This is a genomic window from Clostridium sp. CTA-1 (assembly GCF_054768215.1).
Genome location: NZ_BAAAAP010000036.1, coordinates 1 through 24197 on the forward strand (window position 1 = coordinate 1; position 24197 = coordinate 24197).

Consider the following 24197-nt stretch of genomic DNA (forward strand, 5'->3'; position numbering starts at 1 on the left):
AGCAGGGGGTCACAGGTTCGAGCCCTGTTGTGCCCACCATTAATATATGGCCCAGTGGCTCAGTTGGTTAGAGTGCCGGCCTGTCACGCCGGAGGTCGAGGGTTCGAGCCCCTTCTGGGTCGCCATTATGCTGGCATGGCTCAATTGGTAGAGCAGCTGACTTGTAATCAGCAGGTTGTAGGTTCAAGTCCTATTGCCAGCTCCAGTTAAAGGACTATATGCTTTCAAAGTTGATTGTATATAGTTTTTATTATTTATTATACATATAGAATAAAGTAGCTAGATTTCTAGCTACTTTATTTGTTTTGTATATTTTTTTGTATTCTTATATCATCACAATAAAATTTAAATAATGTAAAATTTCCAAGAAGTCGTGAGGATATTCTCTCAGAATAATTTTTTAAAATTGATTCTATACTGTAGTTTGATGATATTATCATTTTTTTTCTCATAAGAAGTTTTTTATTTATGAAATTAAATAACTCTACTTTTGAAAATTCATTTATTGATTCTGTTCCTAAATCATCTATTATAAGTAAATCACAGTTTATAAGAATATCTTCTAAGTGTTTATCATTATTGAATTTAATAGATCTTAAGTTTTGTATTAATTCATCAGCGGTTCTATAAACTACAAAATTACCTCTATCTAAAAGTTCCTTGGCGATGCAATTAGATAAAAATGTTTTACCTGTACCAGGATTACCAATAAACATAAAATTTTCATCTGTTTTGTTGAAGTTTTCTATAAAATGCCACATTTTATCTAAGATTTTTTTTATGTTTTTTCGTGGTGTATCAGAATGAAAATCTGTTTTTTCATTAGTAAAGTATTCAAAGTTAAAATTATCAAAATTATTTGTCTTAAGTATATGTTTTAAATCTGAATCATTATAATATAGCTTTATTAATTTTTGTTTATAACAGGAACACCGCTTGTTATTTACAAAACCTGTATCCTTACATGTATTACAGTTGTAGTGCATTTCTAAAAAATCCATATCATAACCATTACTAACAAGAAATTCAGACTTCTTTACTCTTAAGTCTGTTATTTTGTTTTTTATTATATTAATATACTCTTCTGATTTGTCAGGATTTTTTAATATATTTATAGACATTTCTATAGAAAGTTTAGCTATTTCTTGTTCAAGTTCTAATACTTTAGGTAATTTCATTTTTATTTCTTTTCTTCTATTTTTTAGAGCTAAGGATTCCTTTTCTCTAATTTTTTCATATTCCTTTAGGATTTCTGATTTATAACCTTTAATCATTATTATCCCATCCTAATAATTTTTTTTCTAGTTCCTCAAAATCATAGTTTCTTTGTTCAAAATCATTAAATTTATCTTTTTTAACGGGAGTACTATAATTTTTGTTTTCTTTTTTGTATGTTTTTTTATTGTTATCTTTTAGTGTAACATCCTGTAAGGTTTTTAAACCCTCTTTATACCAACTATTTAATATTCCATCAATATATCTAAAGTCTCCTTTATTTATTCTTTGAAAACAAATATCACAAGCTTTAAAGATAACATCTAAAGGAAAATTATATATATTAATCCACTTATCCAAAATTTCTTCTTGAGGTTTCATTATTTCGCCATCTTTTGCTCCTAAATAATTTAGGATTTTTCTTATTTTAATCCATTTATCCTCATGTTTTTTTATATACATCTGAGCATCATCTATAGTTTGTATTTTAGCATCAAACCAGCCTAAAGCTATTTTTTCTATATATCTCCAGTCAGTTTTTCCTTTAGATACACAATATTGAATTAATAATAATATTATTTCAGGAGAAAAATTGTAGTCTTTTATCCATTCTATATAAACAGTCATTTCTTTAGAGGATAAAGGTCGAGATAAAAGTTTTTCTATGTCCTGAAGCATGTCTTTTACAGAATTATTATTTAATTCTTCTAATAAATTTATGTTATCCTCAGGGGCTTTACTATCTTCTAAAGTTAAAAATTCTATATTGTAATTACCCATATTATCTATAGGGTTTATCTTTATTACACCTTCATCATTCCAAAAATTCCAAGCATTCATTACGTCAGTTTGTAATAAATGTAATGTACTAGCTATTATTTCAGAACTTACACCTATTTCTCCTGACATACAATATTTTAGCCCTAGAAGATATACTTTTACGAATTCTCCTCGGGCTTTAGGCATAAATTTGTCTATGAAAATGTTACTTACAGGAGTATAATTCCAACTATTGTTCTTAAATACAAAAGTACTCAAAGGTGTATCACCTACCTTTTGATTATTATTAACATTAATACATTATATCAAACTATAAATATTATTACAATAATAGGTGCACTGGAGAATAATTATATAAATAATTAAAAATAGTAATAAAACATATTAATTTGGGAATATTAAAGTATATGTTGTATAAAAACTAAAAAGGGTGATATTTTGAGTAAAGATATAGGGAAAAAACTTATTTTATTATTATCTATAGGGGTTACCGGTTTAGTAGTCACATATACTTATATTTATACTAAACCTAACGCTTATGAGGTGTTAGTAAACGATAATCCTGTAGCATATATGAAGAATAAAGAAGATTTTAACAAAATATATGAAGAAGTGGAAAATAATACGAAAAAAAGATTTAATTTAAATATGAAAAACAATATAGAATTCAAAAATATAAAGGTGAAGGGAGATATATTTACAAGTAATGATTTTATAAAAAAATCTATATTAGAAAATTCCAATATAAAAGTAACAGCTTTTAAAGTAAAACTTCAAGATGAATTTATAGGAATATTATCAAATAAAGAAGAAATTAAAGGGTTAAATGAAATAATAAATAAAAAGTATTCTGTAAATATAATAGATCATATAAAAATAAAGGAAGAGACTATAGCAGTTGAGGAAATTAACACTATAAATGAGCTTGTAATGAACATATCCCAATCAAAAAATTTGAAAAATTTTATAAATAATAAAAGGCTATCAAGAGGAACTTCAAATGATAAAATAGTTTTAACAATGCCAATAAGTGGATGTATAACATCTCAATTTGGCAAAAGATGGGGTAAATTTCATAAAGGTTTAGATATAGGTGCTCCTAGTGGCACTGCTATTTATTCCAGCTTAGATGGGAGAGTCATATATTCTGGTTGGGAAGAAGGGTATGGAAAAGTTATAAAGATAAAACATAATTCTGAACTTATAACTATATACGCACATTGTAGTAAGTTATATGTTAAAGTAGGTCAATATGTTAAAAAAGGAGAGAAAATAGGAGAAGTAGGTAATACAGGAAGAAGTACTGGGCCTCATGTACATTTTGAATTAAGAAAAAATAATGAACCTTGTAATCCATTAATTTATATAAAGTGATAATAAAAAAATATCACTATCATTGACAGTGATATTTTTTTATTATATACTTTGACTATCAAAATATTTGATTATCAAAAAGTGAGGAGAAAAAGAAATGGGGTTTAAACCTTTAAAGATAGGAGAGCTAATTTCTAACATACCTATAATTCAAGGTGGTATGGGGATAGGTGTATCAGGATATAATTTAGCATCAGCTGTAGCAAATGCTGGAGCTATTGGGGTAATATCTGCAGCTCAAATAGGATATAGAGAAAAAGATTTTAAAACTAATACTAAAGAAGCTAATATAAGAGCATTAAGAAAAGAAATAAGAAAAGCAAGAGAACTATCTCCAGAGGGAATTCTGGGTGTAAATATAATGGTAGCTATGAATAATTATGAAGAATTAGTTAATGTTTGTTTAGAAGAAAAAATAGATATAATAATTTCTGGAGCTGGATTACCATTAAAATTACCAAGTTATACAAAGGATAGTGATGTTAAAATAGCCCCTATAGTTTCTTCTAAAAAAGCTACAACTATAATCATAAAACAATGGATCAAAAAATATGATAAATTACCTGATTTAATAATTGTGGAAGGACCGTTAGCAGGGGGACATCTTGGATTTAAATATGATGACTTAAATAACGAAAATATGAACTTGGATAATATTTTAAAGGATGTTTTAGAAGAAGTAAAGATTTATGAGGATAAATTTCATATTAATATACCTGTGATAGCAGCAGGAGGTATATATGAAAGGGAAGATATAAAGAGAGTTTTAGAATTAGGAGCTAGTGGTGTTCAAATAGCAACAAGATTTATAGCTACAGAAGAGTGTGATGCGCATATTAATTTTAAAAAAGCTTTCATTAATTGCAGGGAGCAAGATATAAAAATAATTAAAAGCCCTGTAGGATTGCCTGGAAGAGCTATAAAAAATGGTTTTGTAGATAGAGTATGCAGTGATAGGATAAATCCAGAATTTTGCTTTAAGTGCTTAAAAAGTTGTAATCCTAAGGAAACTCCTTATTGTATATCGAAAGCATTAATAGAAGCAGTAAAAGGAAATTTAGAAGAAGGATTAATCTTTACAGGGAGTAATGGGCATAGAATAAATAAAATTACTACTGTAAAAGATTTAATAAGAGAATTAACAGAAAATATATAAGGGAGGGGTGATTTTTTGAGTGAATCAATAAATATTTTAAATGAGCTTTTAGTAGATAACTTTAATGATATATTAAGCATTGAACAACAAGCATTGCAGGCAGGCATATTTAAAGATATATCTGTTACGGAGATACATACTATTGAGGCCATTGGTATGTATAAACCTAGAACTATGTCACAGGTAGCTATGGATTTAGGGATAACTGTAGGAACTTTAACTACCGCAGTAAACAATCTTGTAAAAAAAGAATATGTGGAAAGAAAAAGAAGTGAAGAGGATAGAAGGATTGTTCAAATTAAATTAACTAAAAAAGGGAAATTAGCATACAGGATTCATGATAAATTTCATAGTGATATGATTAAGGCCACTATAGATGGGTTAACGGAGGAAGAAGAAAGAGTACTTATAAAATCTTTGGATAAGCTAAATAAATTTTTTAAGGAAAAGTATAGTTTAAATAAAGTTAATAAGGAGAAAAATAATGAGTAATATTAGTGTTATTGGAACTGGAAGTTATGTACCTAATAATATTATTACTAATGATTTTTTATCAACTATAGTAGATACCAGTGATGAATGGATAAGAACTAGAACAGGTATATTAGAGAGAAGGATTTCTAAAGGAGAAAATACTATTTATATGGCAACAGAATCTGCAAAAGAAGCAATTAAAAATGCCAATATAGATGCTAATGATTTAGATTTAATAATTGTAGCTACATTGACTCCTGATAACTTTATGCCTTCTACTGCCTGTAGTGTTCAAAAAGAAATAGGAGCTATGAATGCTTTATGCTTTGATATATCTGCAGCTTGTTCAGGATTTATATATGGGCTTGAGATAGCCTGTTCTATGTTAAAAAATAGTTTTAGAAATAAGGCTTTAATAATAGGAGCTGAGAATTTATCTAAAATAGTTGACTGGGAAGATAGAAATACCTGTGTATTGTTTGGCGATGGAGCAGGAGCAGCTATATTAAGTAAAACTGAAGAAGAAGGAATTTTAGAGTTTCATTCAGGGTCAAATGGATTAAAAGGAGAACACCTTACCTGCGGAGCTTTAAAATCAAATAATAATTTCAATAAGAATGATATGTTAGAAACTAATAATTTTATAAAAATGAATGGTAAAGAAATATTTAGATTTGCAGTAGGAGCAATGAGTGAAACTATTTGTAATATACAAGAAAAAACTAAATGGGATTTGAATGAAGTTAAGTATATTATATCTCATCAAGCTAACTCTAGAATAATAGAATATACAGCTAAAAAGCTTAATACCCATAAGGATAAATTTTACATGAATCTAGATAAATATGGCAATACATCCGCAGCAAGTATACCTATAGCTTTAGATGAAATGAACAAAAAAGGTCTACTAAATAAACAAGATAAGATTATATTAGTAGGCTTCGGCGGTGGTTTAACCTTTGGTGGAGTTGCCATTGTATGGAGCATTTAATAAAAAATAAAATAAATATAAATTTTAGGAGGAAAAGATTATGGTATTTGAAAAAGTTAAAAACATTATAGTAGAACAATTAGGTTTAGATGAGGGAGAAGTTAAATTAGAAACATCTTTTGAAGATTTAGGAGTAGATTCTCTTGATTTATTTCAAATAATAATAGAAATAGAAGAAGCTTTTGATATACAAGTAGAAGAGGCAGAAAAAATAAAAACTGTAGAAGAAGCAGTAAAATATGTTGAAAGTAAAATAGAAAAATAAAAAAGTAATAAAAAAAGGGCCATCTAAGATGGTCCATAAAATTAAATTTTAAAAACAAATTAATTATAGCACATAAACATTTAATAATAAACTATTGATTTAAGATTCTAGGGAGGAATTAAAAGTATGAAGAAATCCATATTTTCTCATATGGTTGGAATAAAATATCCTATTATTCAAGGTGGAATGGCATGGATTGCTGATAGTTCATTAGCAGCGGCAGTTTCTAATGCAGGAGGTCTTGGAATAATAACAGGAAATGCACCAGTAGAATGGGTTAGACAAGAAATAAGAAAGACAAAAGAATTAACAGATAAGCCTTTTGGAGTAAATATAATGCTTCTATCGGAAACCGCAGATGAAATAGCTCAAATGGTTTGTGATGAGGGTGTAAAGGTAGTTACTACTGGAGCAGGTAATCCAGGAAAGTATATAAAAAAGTGGAAAGAGCATGGCATAATCGTGATACCTGTAGTTCCTTCTGTAGCATTGGCTAAGAGAATGGAAAAATCAGGGGTAGATGCCATAATAGCAGAAGGTTGCGAGTCTGGCGGTCATGTAGGTGAACTAACAACAATGGCATTGATACCACAGGTAGTTGATGCTGTAGATATACCTGTTATAGCAGCTGGAGGAATAGGTGATGGAAGAGGTATAGCAGCTAGTTTTATGTTAGGAGCAGATGCTGTTCAAGTAGGTACTAGATTTTTAGTAGCAAAAGAATGTACTGTTCATCAAAATTATAAAAATAAAGTTATGAAAGCTAAGGATATAGATACACAAGTTACAGGTAGACCTACAGGACATCCTGTTAGAATTATAAGAAATAAATTATCTAGAAAATTTCAAATACTAGAAAAGGAAGGTGCTCCTTTAGAGGAATTTGAAAGCCTAGGCCGGGGAGCATTAAGTAAAGCTGTAAGGGATGGAGATATTGATAATGGTTCTATTATGGCAGGTCAAATCGCAGGACTTATAAATAAGGAACAAACTTGTAGTGAAATTATAAATGAAATGTTTAATGAAGCCTATACACTATTAGGTTGTAAATAATATTTATTTTGGAGGATATTATGTCAAAGATAGCTTTTATATTCTCAGGTCAAGGAGCTCAATATGTAGGTATGGGCAAGGAGTTATATGAAAATATTCCTGAGTGTAGAAAAATATTTCATATAGCAGAGGAAGAGCTACAAATACCTTTAACTAAAATATGTTTTCAAGGTCCAAAGGATGAAATAGATAAAACAGAAAATACCCAACCAGCAATACTAACCTTTAGTATTGCTGCTATGAAAGCATTAGAAAAGTATGGCATAAAGCCAGATGTTACAGCAGGGCTAAGCTTAGGTGAATATTCAGCTTTGGTTTGTAGTAAAGTTATAGATTTTAAAGAAGCAGTTTCTTTGGTAAGAAAAAGAGGTCAATATATGGAGCATGCGGTACCAAGTGGTGTGGGCACTATGGCAGCTATAATAGGTCTTAAAAAGGAAAAGGTTAAGGAAATTTGTGATAGTTTAAAAGAGGTTGGAATAGTTGAAATAGCAAATATTAATTGTCCAGGGCAGATTGTTATTTCCGGGGAAATAAATGCAGTGAAAAAGGCATGTGAAATAGCAAAAGAAAAAAGGGCTTTAAAGTGTGTAAACCTTAGTGTTAGTGGTCCATTTCATAGTAGTATGTTAAAAGAAGCTGGAAAAAATTTATATGAAGAGTTACAAAAAATACAGCTTAAGTCTATAGAAGTTCCATTTATAACAAATGTAACAGGAGATTTTGTAAAAAATACTAGTGAAATAAAAGATTTATTAAAGAAACAGGTTATGAGTACTGTACTTTGGGAAGATTGTATAAAAACAATGATAGATTTTGGAGTAGATACCTTTATAGAAATAGGTCCTTCAAAGGTTTTATCAGGTTTTGTTAAGAAAATAGATAGAAAAGTAAATATATTAAATGTAGAAGATATAGAGTCCCTTAATAAAACAATAGAAAAATTAAAAACAATAAATAGTTAGGAGAGTTGGGTAATAATATGAAATGCTTAGAAGGAAAAACCGCAATAGTAACAGGATCAAGTAGGGGTATAGGAAGAGCAATAGCTAAAAAATTAGCATCTATGGGTGCTAATTTAGTATTAAATTATAGAAGCAGTGCTAAAGAAATAGATACTTTATTAGAAGAAATTAAAGAATTTGGAGTAGAAACTTTAGTTATTCAGGGAGACGTAAGTTCTTTTGAGGACTCTAAAAAAATAGCAGATGAGGCAAAAAATAAGTTCGGTACAATAGATATACTTATAAATAATGCAGGAATAACAAAAGATTCTTTGATATTAAGAATGGCAGAAGAGGATTTTGATAAAGTAATTAGTGTTAATTTAAAAGGTGTATATAATTGTAGTAAACATATAGCACCTATAATGCTAAAACAAAGATCAGGAAAAATAATAAATATTTCATCTGTAGTTGGAGTAGCAGGAAATGCAGGACAATGTAACTATGCAGCCGCTAAGGCAGGCGTTATAGGTATAACTAAATCTTTAGCTAAAGAGCTTGGTAGTAGAGGAATAACTGTAAATGCAGTGGCACCAGGTTATATAAAGACAGATATGACAGATACATTACCTGAAAAAATGAAAAAATCTATAGAGGATTTGCTCCCACTTAAAAGGTTAGGAACTCCAGAAGATGTAGCAGAAACTGTAGGATTTTTAGCTTCAGATAAAGCTGAGTATATAACAGGTCAGGTTATACATGTAGATGGTGGAATGATTATATAGGTAAAAAGGGGTGAATAATATGAATAAAAGAGTAGTTATAACTGGTATGGGTGCTATAACACCTATTGGTAATAATCTTGAGGAGTTTTGGAATAGCATAAAAGAAGAAAAAGTAGGAATAGATAATATAAAATCTTTTGATACGAAAGATTATAAAGTTAAGTTAGCAGCAGAGGTTAAAGATTTTAATCCAGAAGAATATATGGATAAAAAAGAGGCTAGAAGATTAGATAGGTTTTGTCAATTTGCTGTAGCAGCAGCACAACAAGCTGTTGATAATAGTAAACTAGATTTAGATGAAATAAATAAAGAAAAATTTGGAGTTATAGTAGGGTCAGGTATTGGTGGATTAGCAACTATAGAAAAGGAAGAACAAAAATTATTAGAAAAGGGTCCCAATAGAGTAAGCCCATTATTTATACCAACAATAATAAGCAACATGGCAGCTGGAAACATAGCTATTAGATTCGGTGCTAAGGCTATATGCAGTACTGTAGTTACAGCCTGTGCTACAGGAACTAATTGTGTAGGGGAAGCTTTCAGAGTTATAAAAAATGGAGAAGCTGACATAATGCTAGCTGGAGGTACTGAAGCAACTATAACTCCTATAGCTATAGCTGGTTTTACAACTCTTACAGCTTTAAGTAAAAGTACAGATCCTAATAGAGCATCTATACCTTTTGATAAAGAGAGGGATGGATTTGTTATGGGGGAAGGTTCAGGAATATTAGTATTAGAATCACTAGACCATGCATTAGATCGAGGAGCTAAAATTTATGCAGAAGTAGTTGGATATGGATCTACTTGTGATGCATATCATATGACATCCCCTGCACCGGGAGGAGAAGGAGCTGCAAGAGCTATAGAAATGGCTATAAAGGAAGCTGGTATAAATAAAGAAGAAGTATCCTATATAAATGCCCATGGAACTAGTACTCCATATAATGATAAATTTGAAACAGAAGCAATTAAAAGAGTCTTTGGAGATTATTCAGCTAGTATACCTGTTAGTTCTACAAAATCTATGATAGGACATTTATTAGGAGCAGCGGGAGCAGTTGAAGCTATAATATGTGCAAAGTCTTTAGAAGAAGGATATATACCTGCTACAGTTGGATATAAGGCTAAAGATGAAGAATGTGATTTAGACTATGTGACTTCAGGTGGAAGAAATAAAATGATAGATTATGCTATGTCTAATTCTTTAGGTTTTGGAGGACATAATGCAGTAATATTATTAAAAAAATGGGGTGAGTAATAAATGGATTTTAAAGGCATAGAAAATTTAATAAAAGCTATGAGTGAGTCAAATTTATCTTCTATGGATATAGAATATAATGGTATAGCTATAAAAATGAAAAAAGAAAACAATAAAAGTTATAAACAAGAAATTATATCTGGGGAATATGAAAAAGAAAATAGAGATAATATTGTAGAAGAGAAAAAATTAGATTTATTAAATAATGAAGAAAAAACAGATATATCTATGGGAGATAATTTTATAGAAATAGTATCACCTATAGTAGGAACTTTTTATGAATCACCAGGAATAGATAAAAAGCCTTATGTTAAGGTGGGAGATAAGGTTAAAAAAGGAGATATAGTTTGCATAGTAGAAGCTATGAAAGTTATGAATGAAATAGAAGCTGAAGTAGATGGAGAAATAGTAGAGGTATTGATAGAAAATGAGCAAATGGTTCAATATGGAGAAGCTTTATTTAAGATAAAGCCACTATAATGAAAAAGGAGAATTTTTAATGGAGAAATTTTTAGATATAAATGAAATAAAAAAAATTATTCCACATAGATATCCATTCTTATTGATAGATAAAATAACTGAATTAGAAGATGGAAAAAGTGCAGTTGGATATAAAAATGTTACAGCTAATGAATACTTTTTTAATGGGCATTTTCCAGAAGAACCAGTAATGCCAGGAGTTCTAATTATAGAAGCTTTAGCACAGGTTGGAGCCGTTGCTATTTTAAGTAAAGAAGAATTTAAAGGCAAAATAGCTTACTTTGGAGGTATAAATAAAGCTAAGTTTAGAAAAAAGGTAGTACCAGGAGATGTTTTAAAACTTAGTATAGATCTTACTAAAATAAAAGGTGTTGCAGGAGTAGGTAAGGCCGTGGCTACTGTAGATGGAAAAGTAGCTGCAGAAGCAGAATTATTATTTGTAATAGGAAAATAAATCTATAAAAATAGAAGGGGAGAAGATAGCAGTGTTTAAAAAAATACTTGTGGCTAATAGAGGTGAGATTGCGGTTAGAATAATTAGAGCTTGTAGAGAAATGGGAATAGAAACTGTAGCTATATATTCAGAGGCAGATAAAGATGCTCTACATGTTCAATTGGCAGATGAGGCAGTTTGTATAGGGCCTCCTTCTTCAAAGGATAGTTATTTAAATATGTATAATATAATAAGTGCTACTGTATTAACAGGATCACAGGCTATCCATCCTGGTTTTGGGTTTCTATCTGAGAATAGTAAGTTTGCTAATATGTGTAAAGATTGCAATATATTTTTTATAGGACCAGACAGCGAAACAATAGATAAAGTGGGAAATAAGTCCAATGCTAGAGATATAATGATAAGGGCAGGAGTGCCAGTTATTCCAGGTTCTAATGGAGTAATACATAATGAAGAAGAAGCTTTAAATATAGCAGAAGAAATAGGTTATCCAGTAGTTGTTAAAGCTTCAGCGGGCGGTGGAGGACGTGGAATAAGAATAGTCCATTCCAAGGAGAATATGATAAAAGCTTTTAATACTGCAAAGTCTGAAGCTAAAGGTGCTTTTGGTGATGATAGTATGTATGTAGAAAAATTCATAAAAAATCCAAGGCATATAGAATTTCAAATACTAGGGGATAACTATGGTAATATAATACACCTAGGAGAAAGAGATTGTTCTCTTCAAAGAAGGAATCAAAAGGTGTTAGAAGAAGCTCCATCTCCTCGTATGAATGAAGAATTAAGAAAAAGAATGGGTGATGTTGCTATAAAGGCAGCAAAGGCTGTTGAGTATAAAAATGCTGGTACTATAGAATTCTTACTAGATGAAGATGGAAGTTTTTATTTTATGGAAATGAATACAAGAATACAAGTAGAACATCCAATAACAGAAATGGTAACAGGCATAGATATTTTAAAAGAGCAAATAAAAATAGCTTATGGAGAAAAATTAAATATAAAACAAAAAGATATAAAAATACAAGGGCATGCTATTGAATGTAGAATAAATGCAGAAGACTATAAAAATGGATTTAGACCTTGTCCAGGGAAAATAGAAAATTTATACATCCCAGGAGGTCTGGGTGTAAGATTAGATAGTTCAGTATACTCAGGATATACTATACCTCCATACTATGACTCTATGATAGGTAAACTTATAGCTTATGGGAGGAATAGAGAAGAAACTATACAAATTATGAAAAGAGCATTAGGAGAACTGATTATAGAAGGTGTAAACACCAATATAGATTTTCAATTTATTATATTAGAAGATGAAAATTTTATAAAGGGAGAATACACTACAAAATATATAGAAAAAATGCTAACTGACAATTAGTGTAGTCAGGGGGAAGTATATGTTAAAAAATTTATTTAGAAAAACAAAATATATAACTGTAAGTCAAAAAAATATAGAAAATTATAAAAGAGAAAATACTCCTACTATTCCAGATGGAATGTGGGTTAAATGTAATAAATGTGGAGAGATATTATACCAAAATGATTTAGAAAAAAATTATATGGTATGTAATTTATGTGGAAATCATTTTAGAATAGGCGCCGAGGAAAGAATAAAATATTTATTTGATAAAGATACCTTTAAAGAGTGGGATTATAAAGTTAAAACAGAAAATCCATTAGAATTTAAAGGCTACAATGAAAAAATAGAACATATAAAAGAAAAAACAAATTTAAGTGAAGCTGTTACCACAGGAAAAGGTAAGATAGCTGGTATGGAAGTTGTAGTATGTATAATGGATAGTAAATTCATGATGGGAAGTATGGGATCTGTTGTAGGAGAGAAAATAACTAGAGCTATAGAAAGAGCTATAGAGTTAAAATTGCCAGTTATAATATTTACTGTATCTGGTGGGGCAAGAATGCAGGAAGGAATATTATCTTTAATGCAGATGGCTAAAGTAAGTGCTGCATTAGCAAAATTAGATGAAGAAGGGTTATTGTATGTATGTGTACTAACAGATCCAACTACAGGAGGGGTTACAGCTAGTTTTGCTATGCTTGGAGATATAATACTTGCTGAACCAGATGCGTTAATAGGATTTGCTGGTAAGAGGGTAATAGAACAAACCATAAATGAAAAGTTACCAGAGGACTTTCAGAAATCTGAATTTTTATTAGAGCATGGTTTTATTGATAAAATAGTCCCAAGGTCTGATTTAAGAAAAGTTTTAGCAAAGCTTATTAATATGCATCAAAATTCTTTTTAAGATTATACATTAATATTATTTCTTAACTTAGATTGGAGATATAAATATGGAAGATAAAAAATTGATTCATAATGTAAAAAAATATGCTTCTAAAAATGCTTGGCAAAGGGTAACATTAGCTAGATTAAAAGAAAGACCTACAGCATTAGATTATATAAATACTATATTTGATGATTTTATAGAATTACATGGAGACAGATCCTTTAGTGATGACCAATCTATAGTATGTGGTATAGGGCTATTAAACAATAAAAGTGTAACTATAATTGCTCAGCAAAAGGGTAAAAATATAAAAGACAATATAAAAAGAAATTTTGGTATGCCTAAGCCAGAAGGTTATAGAAAAGCTTTAAGAATAATGAAACAAGGAGAAAAGTTTAAAAGGCCAATTGTATGTTTTATAGATACACCAGGAGCTTTCTGTGGCATAGATGCAGAAGAGAGAGGGCAAGGAGAAGCTATAGCAAGAAACCTATTAGAAATGTCAAGATTAAAGACTGTAACCTTATCTATAGTTATAGGGGAAGGTGGAAGTGGTGGTGCTTTAGCCTTAGGAGTAGCAGATAGAGTAATAATGCTAGAGAACTCTATATATTCTATATTATCACCAGAAGGCTTTGCAAGTATATTATGGAAGGATGCATCTAAAGCAAAAGAGGCCGCAGAAGTGATGAAAATTACAGCAGAGGATTTAAAAGAATTTAATATAATAGATAAAATTATAAAGGAACCAGCAGGTGGAGCTCATAAGAATTTAGATAAAATGGCAGAAACCTTAAAAGAAAATATTATAAATGAAATAGAAATATTAAAAGAATATCCTTTGGATATACTTCTAGATAAAAGATATAATAAATTTAGAAATATGGGAGTATTTAGTGAATAAGCACTAAATACTCTTTTTAAAATTCTATTTAAAACAAATCTAAAAAAGAGAGATAAAAAAGTATAAGTTGAAAAAAGTATATGACATTAATTTACATAGAGTAAATATAAATATTGATTTGATTGAATTTTCAATATATTAATGATAAAATCAAAATTAACTTTAAATTATTAAAAGTAAAAGAGGGAGAAGGATAGTAATGAGCATAAAAGCATTATTTACTTATAATTATGGTAAAGAAAACATGAAAAAAATAGAAAATCTAGGTTATGATATAACTATAATAAACGAAAAAGAAATACAATATAAAGATCAGCTTAAAGATATAGAAGTTTTGGTTTGTTATAATCCTTTTAATACCTTAGATATATCTCTTATGAAAAACTTAAAATGGATACAACTTTCAAGCACAGGTGTAGATCAAGTACCTAAGGATGTTGTTTTAAAAAATAATATTATAGTTACTAATAATAATGGAGGATATTCTATACCAATAGCAGAATGGATTGTTTTAAAGACATTGGAACTTTTAAAAAATAGTAAAGAATTCTATAAAAAACAACAAAATAAGATTTGGAAACTAGATACTAGTCTACTAGAGTTATGGGGAAAAACTATAGGATTTATAGGCACTGGAAGTATTGCAAAAGAAGCAGCTAAAAGATTTTCAGCCTTTAATGTTAATATATTAGGACTTAATACAAAAGGAAGAGATGTAGAGTATTTTAATAAGTGCTATCCTAAAGATAATATAAAAGAAATGGTTTCAAAATGTGATGTTGTAATAGTAAGTATACCTTATACTAAAGAAACAGAAAATTTAGTAGATGAAAATGTATTAAGTAGTATGAAGGATGGAGCATTATTTATAAATATATCAAGAGGAACTATTGTAGATGAAAAAAGGCTTATAGAAAATTTAAAACTAGAGAAAATAAAAGGAGCAGCATTAGATGTGTTTGAAGAGGAGCCTTTACTTAAAGATAACCCTATTTGGGCATTAGAAAATGTTATAATAACTCCTCATAACTCATGGATTTCAGAAAAAAGAAATATTAGAAGATTTGATATAATATATGAAAACCTAAAAAGATATAAAGAAGGAATGGAATTAAAAAGTATCGTTAATATGAATAGAGGTTACTAAAATTAAAGGTATAAATTAAGGTGATTTTATGAATGAAAGAAAGCTTAGAATATTTTATGAAGTAGCAGAAAAGCTTAATATGACAGAAGTAGCAGAAAAGTTATATATAAGTCAGCCAGCAGTTAGTCAAACTATACTAGAATTAGAAAATGAATTAGAGGTCAAATTATTTGATAGAATAAACAGAAGATTATATTTAACAAATGAGGGCGAGATTTTTTTAAATTATGTAAGAAGAATTTTAAATATGTATGATGATTCCATAAGAAGTCTTAAGGATATTAATAGTTTAAAAACAGGAAAGCTTAAAATAGGAGCTAGTACCACTATTGGAATATATATTTTACCAGATATAATAGGTAAATTCACAAAAGAGTATAAAGGTATAGACACATCTATAGCCATAGAGAATACTAAATTGATAAGTGATATGATATTAGAAAACAGTATTGATTTTGCATTTGTTGAGGGGCCTGTATATAATGAGGAAATTATAAAAGAAAACTTTTGTAATGATGAATTAGTTTTTATAACCAGTCCAGAACATCCTTGGAGTAATAAAGATGAGATAAGTATAGATGAAATAGATAAAGAAAAAATAATAATGAGAGAAATGGGAAGTGGTACAAGAGAAGTTTTTGAAAGTTATATGACAGCTAATAATGTAAATTATAACATAGCTTTTGAATTAGGAAATACGGAGGCTATTAAGAAGGCTGTTGAAGCCGGATTAGGTATATCATGTATATCCAAAAGATGTATAAAAAATGAAATAAATAATAATACATTATCATGGACAAAGTTAAAAGAGTTCGAAATAAAGAGAAAACTTATACTTATATATCATAAAGATAAGTTTTTATCTACATTATTAAAAACTTTTATAAAATTTGCATTAGAAAATGTATAAAAAAAGAGCATAAGCTCTTTTTTTATTATATATTTTAAGGTAAGAGCTTATTTATATCTATGATTCCAGCACCCTGAATCCATTTAGAAAAAGGTAAAAGAGAACAAGATACTTTCATTAGGGATAGTATATCTTTAAATAGAAGTTCTTGATTATTTTCAAATAATAAACTGCATACTCCGCTTATATATGCAGCGGCACAAGAAGTACCAGTAAAATTAGTATAAGCTTCTTCAAGAGGTTTAGGATATATTTTTCTACCTCTTTTTTCAGAAATATAATTTGTATTAGAATTTAATGAACATATGTTAACGGCTGCAGCAGCTAAATCAGGTTTTTCTATATTCGAAAAAGGTCCAGAAGAGGAATAAATATATGGTTTTTTTTCTAAGGGTGTAGTGTCTATTCCGCCCACGGTTATACAAGATTTTAAAGTTGCAATACCTTGTATAGAACCTTCATTATTTCCATTATGGCCAGAAGGTACTATAATTATTATGTTATTATTTAAAGCTATGTTAAAAATTTTAGAAAATAAATCTAATATATTATAATTAATAGAAGGAACTTCAAATGGAAGACAAATAATTTTTATATTAAATTCTTCCTTTATATTTATTAAGTTTTCAATTCCAAACAATATGTCAGATACAAATCCTTTGCCTAATTTATTAAAAGCTTTAACTACACATAGATGGCTTTTAGGAGCAATGCCCTTATAAAGTCCATCAGATAAGGAGCCATTTCCGGCTATAACACCAGATATAAAGGTACCATGTCCGTTGTCATCATAGGGATAATTATAGTTATTTATTAAGTCTAAAAAGCTTTTTATTCTATTAGTAGGATTAATCAAATCTGTGTGGGGATAGACACCTGTATCTACAACACCTATTCCAATATTTTGTCCTGTAAGAGAGTATCTTTCCGATATAGTTACATTATTAGAAGCACATACGCTATTTCCACATATATAAGCATAAGGATCTAAACATATATATATTACTTGAGGATATTCTAAAAGTCGTTCAATAGCCCTAGAGGATACATAAGCACAAACACAATTACATAAAGCTATGGATTTTAGTATTCTACCTTTGTATAATTTAACTTTTTTTTCTATATCCTTTTGAAGGTTTGTACAAATAATAAGGACTCTATAATTTTTATAGTAGTTATTTTTAATTGCTATTTTTAAAGTTTCCTCAATTTTATTTTTAAAAGAAAACATATAAAACTCCTATTAAAATGCTTACATATATATTATAGTAAAGATACCCTAAAATTGTTCCTATATTAAATTATATTTATGTTAATATTACTGATTACTTTTATGTATATCAAAATAATCTAAGCAAAAATCGAAAAATGCTTTAGCTGTAGGGGTAAGGGTTCTTTTAGAACAGATTGCTAAATATAAGCTTCTTTTTAAATTTAGGTTTGTTATTTTGCTTTTCTTTATAGAATTTAATCCTAAGTAACCATTATAAACCTTTTCAGAAATAACAGATACGCCTACACCAGTCTTTACAAATTGAAAAATTGTATCCAAATTATTAACTTCACAACAAACTTCTAGAGTTGATGGGTCAATACCAGATTTTTTTAAGTTATTTTCAAAGGTTTTTCTTGTGGCAGAAGATTTTTTTCTAAGTACAAATTTATATTTTGATATGGATTCTGCATCTATTTCGTCAGGAATGTTTAAGCTAGGATTGGATATTAAAACCAAATTATCTTCTACTAGTTTGTAAGTTTTAATTTTATCATCACTTATTAAATCTCCAATAATGCCAATTTCCGAGTTAAAGTTTAATAAATTATCTAGTACTTCTCCAGAACTTTGTTCTAATACATTAAAGGATACATCTGGAAATTTATTTTCAAAACCTTTAACTAAATCTGGTATTATAGTGTTACAAGGGGTACTACTGGCAGTTAGAGTTAGCTTTCCACAGACAGTGTTATTAAAATTAGATAAACAACATACAGCTTTATCTCTAGCATTTAAAATTTCTAGTGCATATTTTAAGAAGGAGTTGCCAGCAGGGGTTAATAAAACTTCTTTAGATGTTCTATCGAAAAGTTGTACACTAAGTTCTTTTTCTAAAGTAGCTATATGAGAACTTATAGCAGGTTGTGATAGAAATACTGAATTAGCTGCTTTAGAGAAACTTTTATATTTAGCTACACTTATAAAAGCTTCTATTTGTTTAAAATCCATTTAGTTACCTCCCAAATTGATATAATATTATATTTATTATAACAATTTGTAATATTAAAGTAAAAGTAAATAAATCATTGCTATAGATTGTTTATTGTAGTTAGGGATGATAAACAATTGAATAGATGTTATTTATATAAGTTATAACAATTATAATTTTTTTTTATAGTATATAAAATGTTAACCTTTACATTTAAATATGATTATACCAATTAACATTACTATAACTCCTATAAGTTTATTAGCAGTAAATTTTATAACTTGGGAATCAAAAAATCCAAAGGCATCTATTATTCCTGCAGAGGTAAGTTGGGATACTAATATTATACCTATAGCACAGGTAGGACCTAAAGATCCAATGCCTTTCATTACTGTATAAATAATAATAACTCCTAAAGCTCCTCCTAATAAATATAGCTTATTAGCATTTTTTATATCTTTAAAATTACCATCACCAGCCAACATCCAAATTATAATAGTTATTATAAATCCAGTTCCTTGGACAAAGGTATTGGTTTCCCACATACCTATTTTGTCACCTAAACGAGTATTGAAGACTCCTTGCAAAGTCATAGCTAAGCCTGATATTATTGAATATATTATTCCCATCATATATAAAAACCTCCTTTATTTTAGTAGGATTTCCTATAATATAAGAGATTATTATATAAAAAAAATGGATAACAAGTTACATTTTACTTATTATCCATTTAAATCCTCTAATAACCATTATTTTGTCTGTCATGATTTATATTATTCTTTTTTAAGTAAGCTTCTTCTACATCTTTTTCTGAGAATCCTAAATTAATTCCTAAGTCTAGAAAATCTTCAAATAAAGTAATATAGTGATCTTTAGAGGAACAGATCATAAAATCATTTATATCTATATAAAGATTTAAAAATTGTTCAGTTAAACTGTAGTTTAAATTTTTGGGTTGCAGAGTTAAATCCTTAAAGTTTTGCTCTAATCCTAATGTTAAAATAAAATGAATACAATCCACATATTCTTCAAGTATAGTAGATTTATTTGAAGGTGATTTGATACTCCAATATTTAAAACATCTAGTTTCATTAGCTAATTCAGCTAGTTCAACCTGTAGAGCTAAAATTTTTTCACTTAATAGGGATTTACCTTGTAGAGAATGATTTTTTGTTATATGTTCATCTAGATTTTCTTGAAGTTCAAATAACTTTTTTAAATTCATATAAAAAGGCCGCCTTTCCCTAATTTTTTAAAAGTATTAAAAAACATAAAAAAGTCACATATATATTTTATCTAAAATCATTGAAATTTAAAAGAAGGTGGAATCGGTTACATGATTTTTTTTTATAAAATTACTAAATATTTTTAATTTTATAGATTAATTGTATTGTGAAAAAATAATAATAAATATTTATAGTATAGGTTATGACTATAATTTTATTTAATAAATCAACAAATGATTTTAAAAAAATGATATTATCATATAATAATGATAAATTATATCTTTGGAGGATTTTATGATAATAGATACTCATATACATGAAAGTAAATATTCATTAGATAGCAAAATATCTTTAGAAGAAATAGTGAAAAGAGCAAAAGAAATAGGATTAGATGGAGTTTGTATCACAGACCATGAAAGTAGCGATATTATGGATGAAGCACATGCTTATTCAAAAGCTACAGGATTTTTAATACTTGTTGGTGCTGAAATACTTACATATGAAGGCGATATATTAGTATTTGGATTAAAAGATATACCTAAGAATAAAATGCATGCTAAAGATTTATTAAGAATAGTATATGAGAATAATGGAGTAGCTATTAGTGCACACCCATATAGAAATAACAATAGAGGTATGGGTGATTATATAAGAGAAGCAAAAATGTTAGGTTTATCTGGAGTAGAAGCCTTTAATGGTAGTACAGAACCTCATCAAAATTTATTAGCCTATTCCTTAGCTACAGAGTTAAGCCTTCCATGTATAGGATCTAGTGATGCTCATGTTATAGAAAATGTGGGTAAATATGCTACTGTATTTCCAAATGGTATAAGAGATGAAAGGGATTTAATACAAGCTATAAAAGAGAGTAATGTTTGTCCCGCTATGTATGATAATGGAGGATATAAATATATAGATATATATAATAAAGTAATTAATAATTTAGATAATAAAATATATAAAATTATATAATACATTAAAAATTTATTATTATAATTAAATACAAATAAAAAGAGATAATGTTGGATTTTTAGATATTATCTCTTTTATTTATTAAGTTATTTTTAGATTATATTGGATTTATTTATAATAAATATATGTTTTTTAGTAAGAGTATGACACATAGTATAGAAAATTTAAAATAATTTTTCTATATTTGAGAAGGCCTTCGCCCAGGATTTGCTCGCTATAGCCTCTTTAAGCTTAGCATTTATTACTAAATCATTTTTAATTTGTTTTTCTATAAATAAAGCTATATTATGTTCAAAATTAGGTATTTCTTCAGGTACTATAGTATCTATATTTTTTAATTTAGGCATAGGAATATATTCTATAATGCCACTATTGTTAATTGTTTCTCCCATCCATTCCTTTATACCAGGCAGTTCTGTACAAACTATTTTTAGCCCACAGGCCATAGCTTCTATTAATACTAAAGGTAAGCCTTCATATAAAGAAGGAAGTACTAGTATATCACATTCTCTAAATAAGTCAGATAATTTTTTTTGAGAAATAGATCCTAAAACATTTATATTAAAATTACAAGAATTGTTTTTGCATAATTTAATTATACTTATAGTTTCATCACCAGCCCCAGAACCAGCTAGGTAAAGTTCTATATTATTTACATATTTTTTTATTAGGTTAATTGAATTAATTAAAAAAGGTACTCCTTTGGAATAGCTTAGTTTGCCAGCATAGACTATTTTAATTTTATTTGAATTAATTTTTTTTTCATTTATATAAAAAGTATCTGGATTAAAACCTGTACCTGCAATATATACTTTATTTTCATCTATTTTATAGGATTCTATAACCCGTATTTTTTCATCTTTATGAGATACTATTACAGCTTCTAAATTATTACAATTAGTTATTACATAATTTAATATTTCTTTTGAAATAGGGTTAGTACTATTTTTAAAGGATTCAAATTGTCTTAAATCTGTTCCATGGCAAAAAGCTATAATTTTTTTATTTGGATATAGCTCCTTTACTAAAGCAGTTAAAATCCATAAATGGTGACATATTATTATGTCTGGATTAAATTCATCAATAGCTTTTTTTATAACTGATGAGAAAGAAATTTCCCATTTTTTTAGCATATCTATGGATAAATCTTTATATTTTGTACTTTCATAAGGCATTACATCGCTCATACCCACAATAGGAAAAGGTAAATTTGAAGTTTCAAATATTACAGGAAAAAATGTAATAGGATTCTTTGAAGAAAAAGTTATCTTTTTATCCTTTGCTGATATACCAGCTATTACAGCTTGCTTATAACCATTTTTATCAGCTTCTTTAACAAGGGCTTGAAGATACATACCACTTCCAGTTTTGTCAGGCCTTTGAGCTAATATGTTTAGTATTTTTTTCATCGAAATCCTCCTAGGATTAATATTAATTTAAAATATGCCAAAATAGGTGTATATTCTACAATATGTTACCATTAATATATAATAAAATAAAGAGTATAAAGTTTAAAACTTTATACTCTAAAAATTATTTTACTTCTGGTACAGAAGGTGGAGTGTTTTTTCTTTTTTTTGTTTGACCCTTATTATTTTCCTCTTGAGAAGGTCTTTTCATTCCTTTTTTAGCCATACTGAACCTCCTTTAATTAATATAGTATTATCTTTAATCAAAAGAGGTCTTTTAATACAGTACAAAATAAAATTTATATTTTTTCCATAGAATTAAATTTTTTACTTGCTATAGCCATGGTAATTATATTCATAGTAATACCTATATATATAGAAGTTATTCCACTAAATCCAATAATTATCCATAAAATACTTGATAGTGGACCAACTAATACGCAATAAAATCCTGATTTATTATTAATCTTGTTTTTAAAAAATAATGCACATAATACTGGTATAAAAATAGGTGTGGCTCTAAATATCATAGATAAGAATCCCCAATTTAATATCATGGAATCAGTGTTATTTATAACTATTGCCAAAGTTAGAACACCTATTATTAAAATACATATTCTTAAATATAAAATTTGTTTTTTATCTTCTAATTTTTTATTAGATAAAGTTGGTATAATATCTTTTACCATCATGGTAGCTATACCTAAGGCCAATCCGGCACCAGTAGCTATGGAGGATATAAGTACTGTAGCTATGGATACTCCACCTAAAATTGGGTGAAGATAATTAATTAAAAATAGAGGAAAAGCTTCATTTGGATTTATGCTTGGAAAATGAATTCTCATGTACATTCCTATAAATGTACATACAATGCCTACTGGAAATATTAAAAAAGCTACTAAAAAAGAACTTATTTTAGAAGTTTTAGGATTTTTGCCTGCCATAATAGATTGAAAGTAGGTCTGAGTAGATAGTACTCCAAGTACTGTTGAGAATCCTGAGGCTAAATCTTCAAAAATACCATCACTAAATATATTGAACCAAGGATTTTTAGGAAAGTGATTAAAAATTTCTGTAGTTCCATTTAATGAAAATATTAATATAATTCCACATATTATACTTGTAGTATATAAAAGTACAGTTTTAACAGCACCTACCATAGTACTTCCCCAGAAACCTCCGAAGATTATATAAAAAACTAATAAAAAAATTACTATTATAGAAGTTATTTTTACATCTATATTAAATATAGATGTAAAAAGAGGAGTACAAGCTAATACTTGACCATTTATATGAATAAACATACCTAAAGAAAGTAATAAACTAGAACTAGTTCTTGCTTTTAAACCATAAGTGGTTCCTATGATCTCAGGTAGTGTAGTCATATTATCCTTACCAACTTGGTTTGAATATATAAGTCCCAATAAAATACTAGCAATACATAAACCTAATATAAACCATATAGCAGAAATCCCGTGTTTATAAGCCATCTGTGCAGTACCTACAGTGGAAGCGCCACCTATTATAGATCCCATAAGCATACTAGTTACGCCTAATACACCTAATTTATTGTCTGCATTTATAAAGTCTTTGGCTGTTTTTACTTTTAGCTTTCCAATACATCCAGCTACTCCAGTTAAAATTAATGTTAAAATTATACTTACTATAAGCAATGTCCCATCCCCTTTTTAATGTCTAATAATATTATTATACCAATAAAAGACATATACGTTTTTATTTCAAATCTTATAACATACTAAATATAAGTTAATTTATTATTTAGAGCTCATTATCATTATTTATAATTAAAAATTGTTTAATAAACTTTATTTAAACATTATATATAAAATTTAAATAAAAATAAGATTGATTCAAAATGAAGTAGATTTAATTTTAACACTGCAAATAAAAAAACACTAATAAACAAACTTATATGTTCATTAGTAT

The 24197-nt window shown here is 28.1% G+C and carries 25 protein-coding genes and 2 tRNA genes; 19 read left to right on the forward strand and 8 right to left on the reverse strand.

Annotated features, from left to right (window positions below):
* Positions 1-48: 48 nt before the first annotated feature.
* A tRNA-Asp gene (locus ACYUEW_RS18060) sits at positions 49-125 on the forward strand.
* A 4-nt stretch (positions 126-129) separates the two neighbouring features.
* Positions 130-205 (forward strand) — tRNA-Thr (locus tag ACYUEW_RS18065).
* Between the two features lie 91 nt (positions 206-296).
* Here the strand turns inward: ACYUEW_RS18065 and ACYUEW_RS18070 are convergent.
* Positions 297-1274 (reverse strand): ATP-binding protein, encoded by a 978-nt coding sequence (locus ACYUEW_RS18070; RefSeq protein ID WP_030032632.1) that lies wholly within the window; start codon positions 1272-1274, stop codon positions 297-299.
* The gene (locus ACYUEW_RS18075) at positions 1267-2253 is read right to left on the reverse strand and encodes a DnaD domain protein (protein WP_030032631.1); all 987 of its coding nucleotides are present in this window, start codon (positions 2251-2253) and stop codon (positions 1267-1269) included. The genes ACYUEW_RS18070 and ACYUEW_RS18075 overlap by 8 nt, the downstream gene beginning before the upstream one ends.
* A gap of 180 nt (positions 2254-2433) precedes the next feature.
* On the opposite strand from ACYUEW_RS18075, the gene ACYUEW_RS18080 reads away from it, so the two are divergent.
* The 16 genes from ACYUEW_RS18080 to ACYUEW_RS18155 all read left to right on the forward strand — a co-directional run bounded on the left by ACYUEW_RS18080 (position 2434) and on the right by ACYUEW_RS18155 (position 16439).
* Entirely contained in the window at positions 2434-3369 is a 936-nt protein-coding gene (locus ACYUEW_RS18080; protein WP_460277608.1) for a M23 family metallopeptidase, read from the forward strand.
* Between the two features lie 97 nt (positions 3370-3466).
* Positions 3467-4525 (forward strand): NAD(P)H-dependent flavin oxidoreductase, encoded by a 1059-nt coding sequence (locus ACYUEW_RS18085; protein ID WP_030032628.1) that lies wholly within the window; start codon positions 3467-3469, stop codon positions 4523-4525.
* A 15-nt stretch (positions 4526-4540) separates the two neighbouring features.
* On the forward strand, positions 4541-5017 hold the full coding sequence (locus ACYUEW_RS18090; RefSeq protein ID WP_003488104.1) for a MarR family winged helix-turn-helix transcriptional regulator: 477 nt from the start codon (positions 4541-4543) through the stop codon (positions 5015-5017).
* On the forward strand, positions 5010-5990 hold the full coding sequence (locus ACYUEW_RS18095) for a beta-ketoacyl-ACP synthase III (RefSeq protein ID WP_043032637.1): 981 nt from the start codon (positions 5010-5012) through the stop codon (positions 5988-5990). The genes ACYUEW_RS18090 and ACYUEW_RS18095 overlap by 8 nt, the downstream gene beginning before the upstream one ends.
* Before the next feature lie 40 nt (positions 5991-6030).
* Positions 6031-6255, forward strand: a complete 225-nt coding sequence (gene acpP, locus ACYUEW_RS18100; RefSeq protein WP_003359433.1) for an acyl carrier protein — start codon at positions 6031-6033, stop codon at positions 6253-6255.
* A 126-nt stretch (positions 6256-6381) separates the two neighbouring features.
* The gene (gene fabK / locus ACYUEW_RS18105; protein ID WP_003488108.1) at positions 6382-7308 is read left to right on the forward strand and encodes an enoyl-[acyl-carrier-protein] reductase FabK; all 927 of its coding nucleotides are present in this window, start codon (positions 6382-6384) and stop codon (positions 7306-7308) included.
* A gap of 20 nt (positions 7309-7328) precedes the next feature.
* On the forward strand, positions 7329-8273 hold the full coding sequence (gene fabD, locus ACYUEW_RS18110) for an ACP S-malonyltransferase (RefSeq protein ID WP_265228400.1): 945 nt from the start codon (positions 7329-7331) through the stop codon (positions 8271-8273).
* Between the two features lie 17 nt (positions 8274-8290).
* On the forward strand, positions 8291-9037 hold the full coding sequence (gene fabG / locus ACYUEW_RS18115) for a 3-oxoacyl-[acyl-carrier-protein] reductase (protein WP_207131796.1): 747 nt from the start codon (positions 8291-8293) through the stop codon (positions 9035-9037).
* 19 nt (positions 9038-9056) lie between these two features.
* Positions 9057-10295 carry a beta-ketoacyl-ACP synthase II gene (gene fabF, locus ACYUEW_RS18120; RefSeq protein WP_460277612.1) on the forward strand — a complete coding sequence of 413 codons (1239 nt, stop codon included), beginning with the start codon at positions 9057-9059 and terminating at the stop codon, positions 10293-10295.
* 3 nt (positions 10296-10298) lie between these two features.
* The gene (accB, locus tag ACYUEW_RS18125) at positions 10299-10775 is read left to right on the forward strand and encodes an acetyl-CoA carboxylase biotin carboxyl carrier protein (RefSeq protein WP_003488118.1); all 477 of its coding nucleotides are present in this window, start codon (positions 10299-10301) and stop codon (positions 10773-10775) included.
* Positions 10776-10794: 19 nt separating this feature from the next.
* Positions 10795-11229 carry a 3-hydroxyacyl-ACP dehydratase FabZ gene (gene fabZ / locus ACYUEW_RS18130; protein WP_003488121.1) on the forward strand — a complete coding sequence of 145 codons (435 nt, stop codon included), beginning with the start codon at positions 10795-10797 and terminating at the stop codon, positions 11227-11229.
* Between the two features lie 31 nt (positions 11230-11260).
* Positions 11261-12607: an acetyl-CoA carboxylase biotin carboxylase subunit gene (locus ACYUEW_RS18135; protein WP_460277615.1), complete on the forward strand. Its 1347-nt coding sequence runs from the start codon at positions 11261-11263 to the stop codon at positions 12605-12607.
* Between the two features lie 19 nt (positions 12608-12626).
* Positions 12627-13496 carry an acetyl-CoA carboxylase, carboxyltransferase subunit beta gene (gene accD / locus ACYUEW_RS18140; protein WP_003488123.1) on the forward strand — a complete coding sequence of 290 codons (870 nt, stop codon included), beginning with the start codon at positions 12627-12629 and terminating at the stop codon, positions 13494-13496.
* A 46-nt stretch (positions 13497-13542) separates the two neighbouring features.
* A complete protein-coding gene (locus ACYUEW_RS18145; RefSeq protein WP_460277618.1) occupies positions 13543-14382 on the forward strand; it encodes an acetyl-CoA carboxylase carboxyltransferase subunit alpha in 840 nt (279 codons plus the stop codon).
* A gap of 199 nt (positions 14383-14581) precedes the next feature.
* Positions 14582-15529, forward strand: coding sequence for a phosphoglycerate dehydrogenase (locus tag ACYUEW_RS18150; RefSeq protein ID WP_085333890.1), 948 nt, complete (start codon positions 14582-14584; stop codon positions 15527-15529).
* A 28-nt stretch (positions 15530-15557) separates the two neighbouring features.
* Complete coding sequence (locus tag ACYUEW_RS18155) at positions 15558-16439, forward strand: LysR family transcriptional regulator (protein ID WP_003488130.1); 882 nt, start codon at positions 15558-15560, stop codon at positions 16437-16439.
* A 34-nt stretch (positions 16440-16473) separates the two neighbouring features.
* On the opposite strand, the gene ACYUEW_RS18160 is transcribed toward ACYUEW_RS18155, so the two are convergent.
* The 4 genes from ACYUEW_RS18160 to ACYUEW_RS18175 all read right to left on the reverse strand — a co-directional run bounded on the left by ACYUEW_RS18160 (position 16474) and on the right by ACYUEW_RS18175 (position 19868).
* Complete coding sequence (locus ACYUEW_RS18160) at positions 16474-17670, reverse strand: S8 family serine peptidase (protein WP_003488132.1); 1197 nt, start codon at positions 17668-17670, stop codon at positions 16474-16476.
* 87 nt (positions 17671-17757) lie between these two features.
* The gene (locus ACYUEW_RS18165) at positions 17758-18663 is read right to left on the reverse strand and encodes a selenium metabolism-associated LysR family transcriptional regulator (protein WP_003488134.1); all 906 of its coding nucleotides are present in this window, start codon (positions 18661-18663) and stop codon (positions 17758-17760) included.
* Between the two features lie 180 nt (positions 18664-18843).
* Positions 18844-19275, reverse strand: coding sequence for a DMT family transporter (locus tag ACYUEW_RS18170; protein WP_003488136.1), 432 nt, complete (start codon positions 19273-19275; stop codon positions 18844-18846).
* A gap of 107 nt (positions 19276-19382) precedes the next feature.
* A complete protein-coding gene (locus ACYUEW_RS18175; RefSeq protein WP_003488138.1) occupies positions 19383-19868 on the reverse strand; it encodes a dUTP diphosphatase in 486 nt (161 codons plus the stop codon).
* A 295-nt stretch (positions 19869-20163) separates the two neighbouring features.
* Here ACYUEW_RS18175 and ACYUEW_RS18180 point away from each other — a divergent pair, with 295 nt between their 5' ends.
* Complete coding sequence (locus tag ACYUEW_RS18180; protein ID WP_003488140.1) at positions 20164-20841, forward strand: PHP-associated domain-containing protein; 678 nt, start codon at positions 20164-20166, stop codon at positions 20839-20841.
* Between the two features lie 164 nt (positions 20842-21005).
* Here ACYUEW_RS18180 and ACYUEW_RS18185 read toward each other — a convergent pair whose 3' ends face one another.
* Together ACYUEW_RS18185 and ACYUEW_RS18190 are read right to left on the reverse strand one after the other, a co-directional pair.
* On the reverse strand, positions 21006-22250 hold the full coding sequence (locus tag ACYUEW_RS18185) for a glycosyltransferase (RefSeq protein ID WP_085333891.1): 1245 nt from the start codon (positions 22248-22250) through the stop codon (positions 21006-21008).
* Between the two features lie 299 nt (positions 22251-22549).
* Complete coding sequence (locus ACYUEW_RS18190) at positions 22550-23923, reverse strand: sodium:solute symporter family protein (protein WP_085333892.1); 1374 nt, start codon at positions 23921-23923, stop codon at positions 22550-22552.
* Positions 23924-24197: the final 274 nt, after the last annotated feature.

Bases quoted from the DNA above. Each gene is read 5' to 3' on its own strand.
- ACYUEW_RS18165 (WP_003488134.1), bottom strand. From the start codon at position 18,663: ATGGATTTTAAACAAATAGAAGCTTTTATAAGTGTAGCTAAATATAAA.
- fabF (WP_460277612.1), top strand. From the start codon at position 9,057: ATGAATAAAAGAGTAGTTATAACTGGTATGGGTGCTATAACACCTATT.
- ACYUEW_RS18175 (WP_003488138.1), bottom strand. From the start codon at position 19,868: ATGAATTTAAAAAAGTTATTTGAACTTCAAGAAAATCTAGATGAACAT.
- accB (WP_003488118.1), top strand. From the start codon at position 10,299: ATGGATTTTAAAGGCATAGAAAATTTAATAAAAGCTATGAGTGAGTCA.
- ACYUEW_RS18170 (WP_003488136.1), bottom strand. From the start codon at position 19,275: ATGATGGGAATAATATATTCAATAATATCAGGCTTAGCTATGACTTTG.
- ACYUEW_RS18145 (WP_460277618.1), top strand. From the start codon at position 13,543: ATGGAAGATAAAAAATTGATTCATAATGTAAAAAAATATGCTTCTAAA.
- ACYUEW_RS18185 (WP_085333891.1), bottom strand. From the start codon at position 22,250: ATGAAAAAAATACTAAACATATTAGCTCAAAGGCCTGACAAAACTGGA.
- ACYUEW_RS18150 (WP_085333890.1), top strand. From the start codon at position 14,582: ATGAGCATAAAAGCATTATTTACTTATAATTATGGTAAAGAAAACATG.
- fabD (WP_265228400.1), top strand. From the start codon at position 7,329: ATGTCAAAGATAGCTTTTATATTCTCAGGTCAAGGAGCTCAATATGTA.
- fabK (WP_003488108.1), top strand. From the start codon at position 6,382: ATGAAGAAATCCATATTTTCTCATATGGTTGGAATAAAATATCCTATT.
- ACYUEW_RS18085 (WP_030032628.1), top strand. From the start codon at position 3,467: ATGGGGTTTAAACCTTTAAAGATAGGAGAGCTAATTTCTAACATACCT.
- ACYUEW_RS18095 (WP_043032637.1), top strand. From the start codon at position 5,010: ATGAGTAATATTAGTGTTATTGGAACTGGAAGTTATGTACCTAATAAT.
- acpP (WP_003359433.1), top strand. From the start codon at position 6,031: ATGGTATTTGAAAAAGTTAAAAACATTATAGTAGAACAATTAGGTTTA.
- fabZ (WP_003488121.1), top strand. From the start codon at position 10,795: ATGGAGAAATTTTTAGATATAAATGAAATAAAAAAAATTATTCCACAT.
- ACYUEW_RS18180 (WP_003488140.1), top strand. From the start codon at position 20,164: ATGATAATAGATACTCATATACATGAAAGTAAATATTCATTAGATAGC.
- fabG (WP_207131796.1), top strand. From the start codon at position 8,291: ATGAAATGCTTAGAAGGAAAAACCGCAATAGTAACAGGATCAAGTAGG.
- accD (WP_003488123.1), top strand. From the start codon at position 12,627: ATGTTAAAAAATTTATTTAGAAAAACAAAATATATAACTGTAAGTCAA.
- ACYUEW_RS18070 (WP_030032632.1), bottom strand. From the start codon at position 1,274: ATGATTAAAGGTTATAAATCAGAAATCCTAAAGGAATATGAAAAAATT.
- ACYUEW_RS18160 (WP_003488132.1), bottom strand. From the start codon at position 17,670: ATGTTTTCTTTTAAAAATAAAATTGAGGAAACTTTAAAAATAGCAATT.
- ACYUEW_RS18155 (WP_003488130.1), top strand. From the start codon at position 15,558: ATGAATGAAAGAAAGCTTAGAATATTTTATGAAGTAGCAGAAAAGCTT.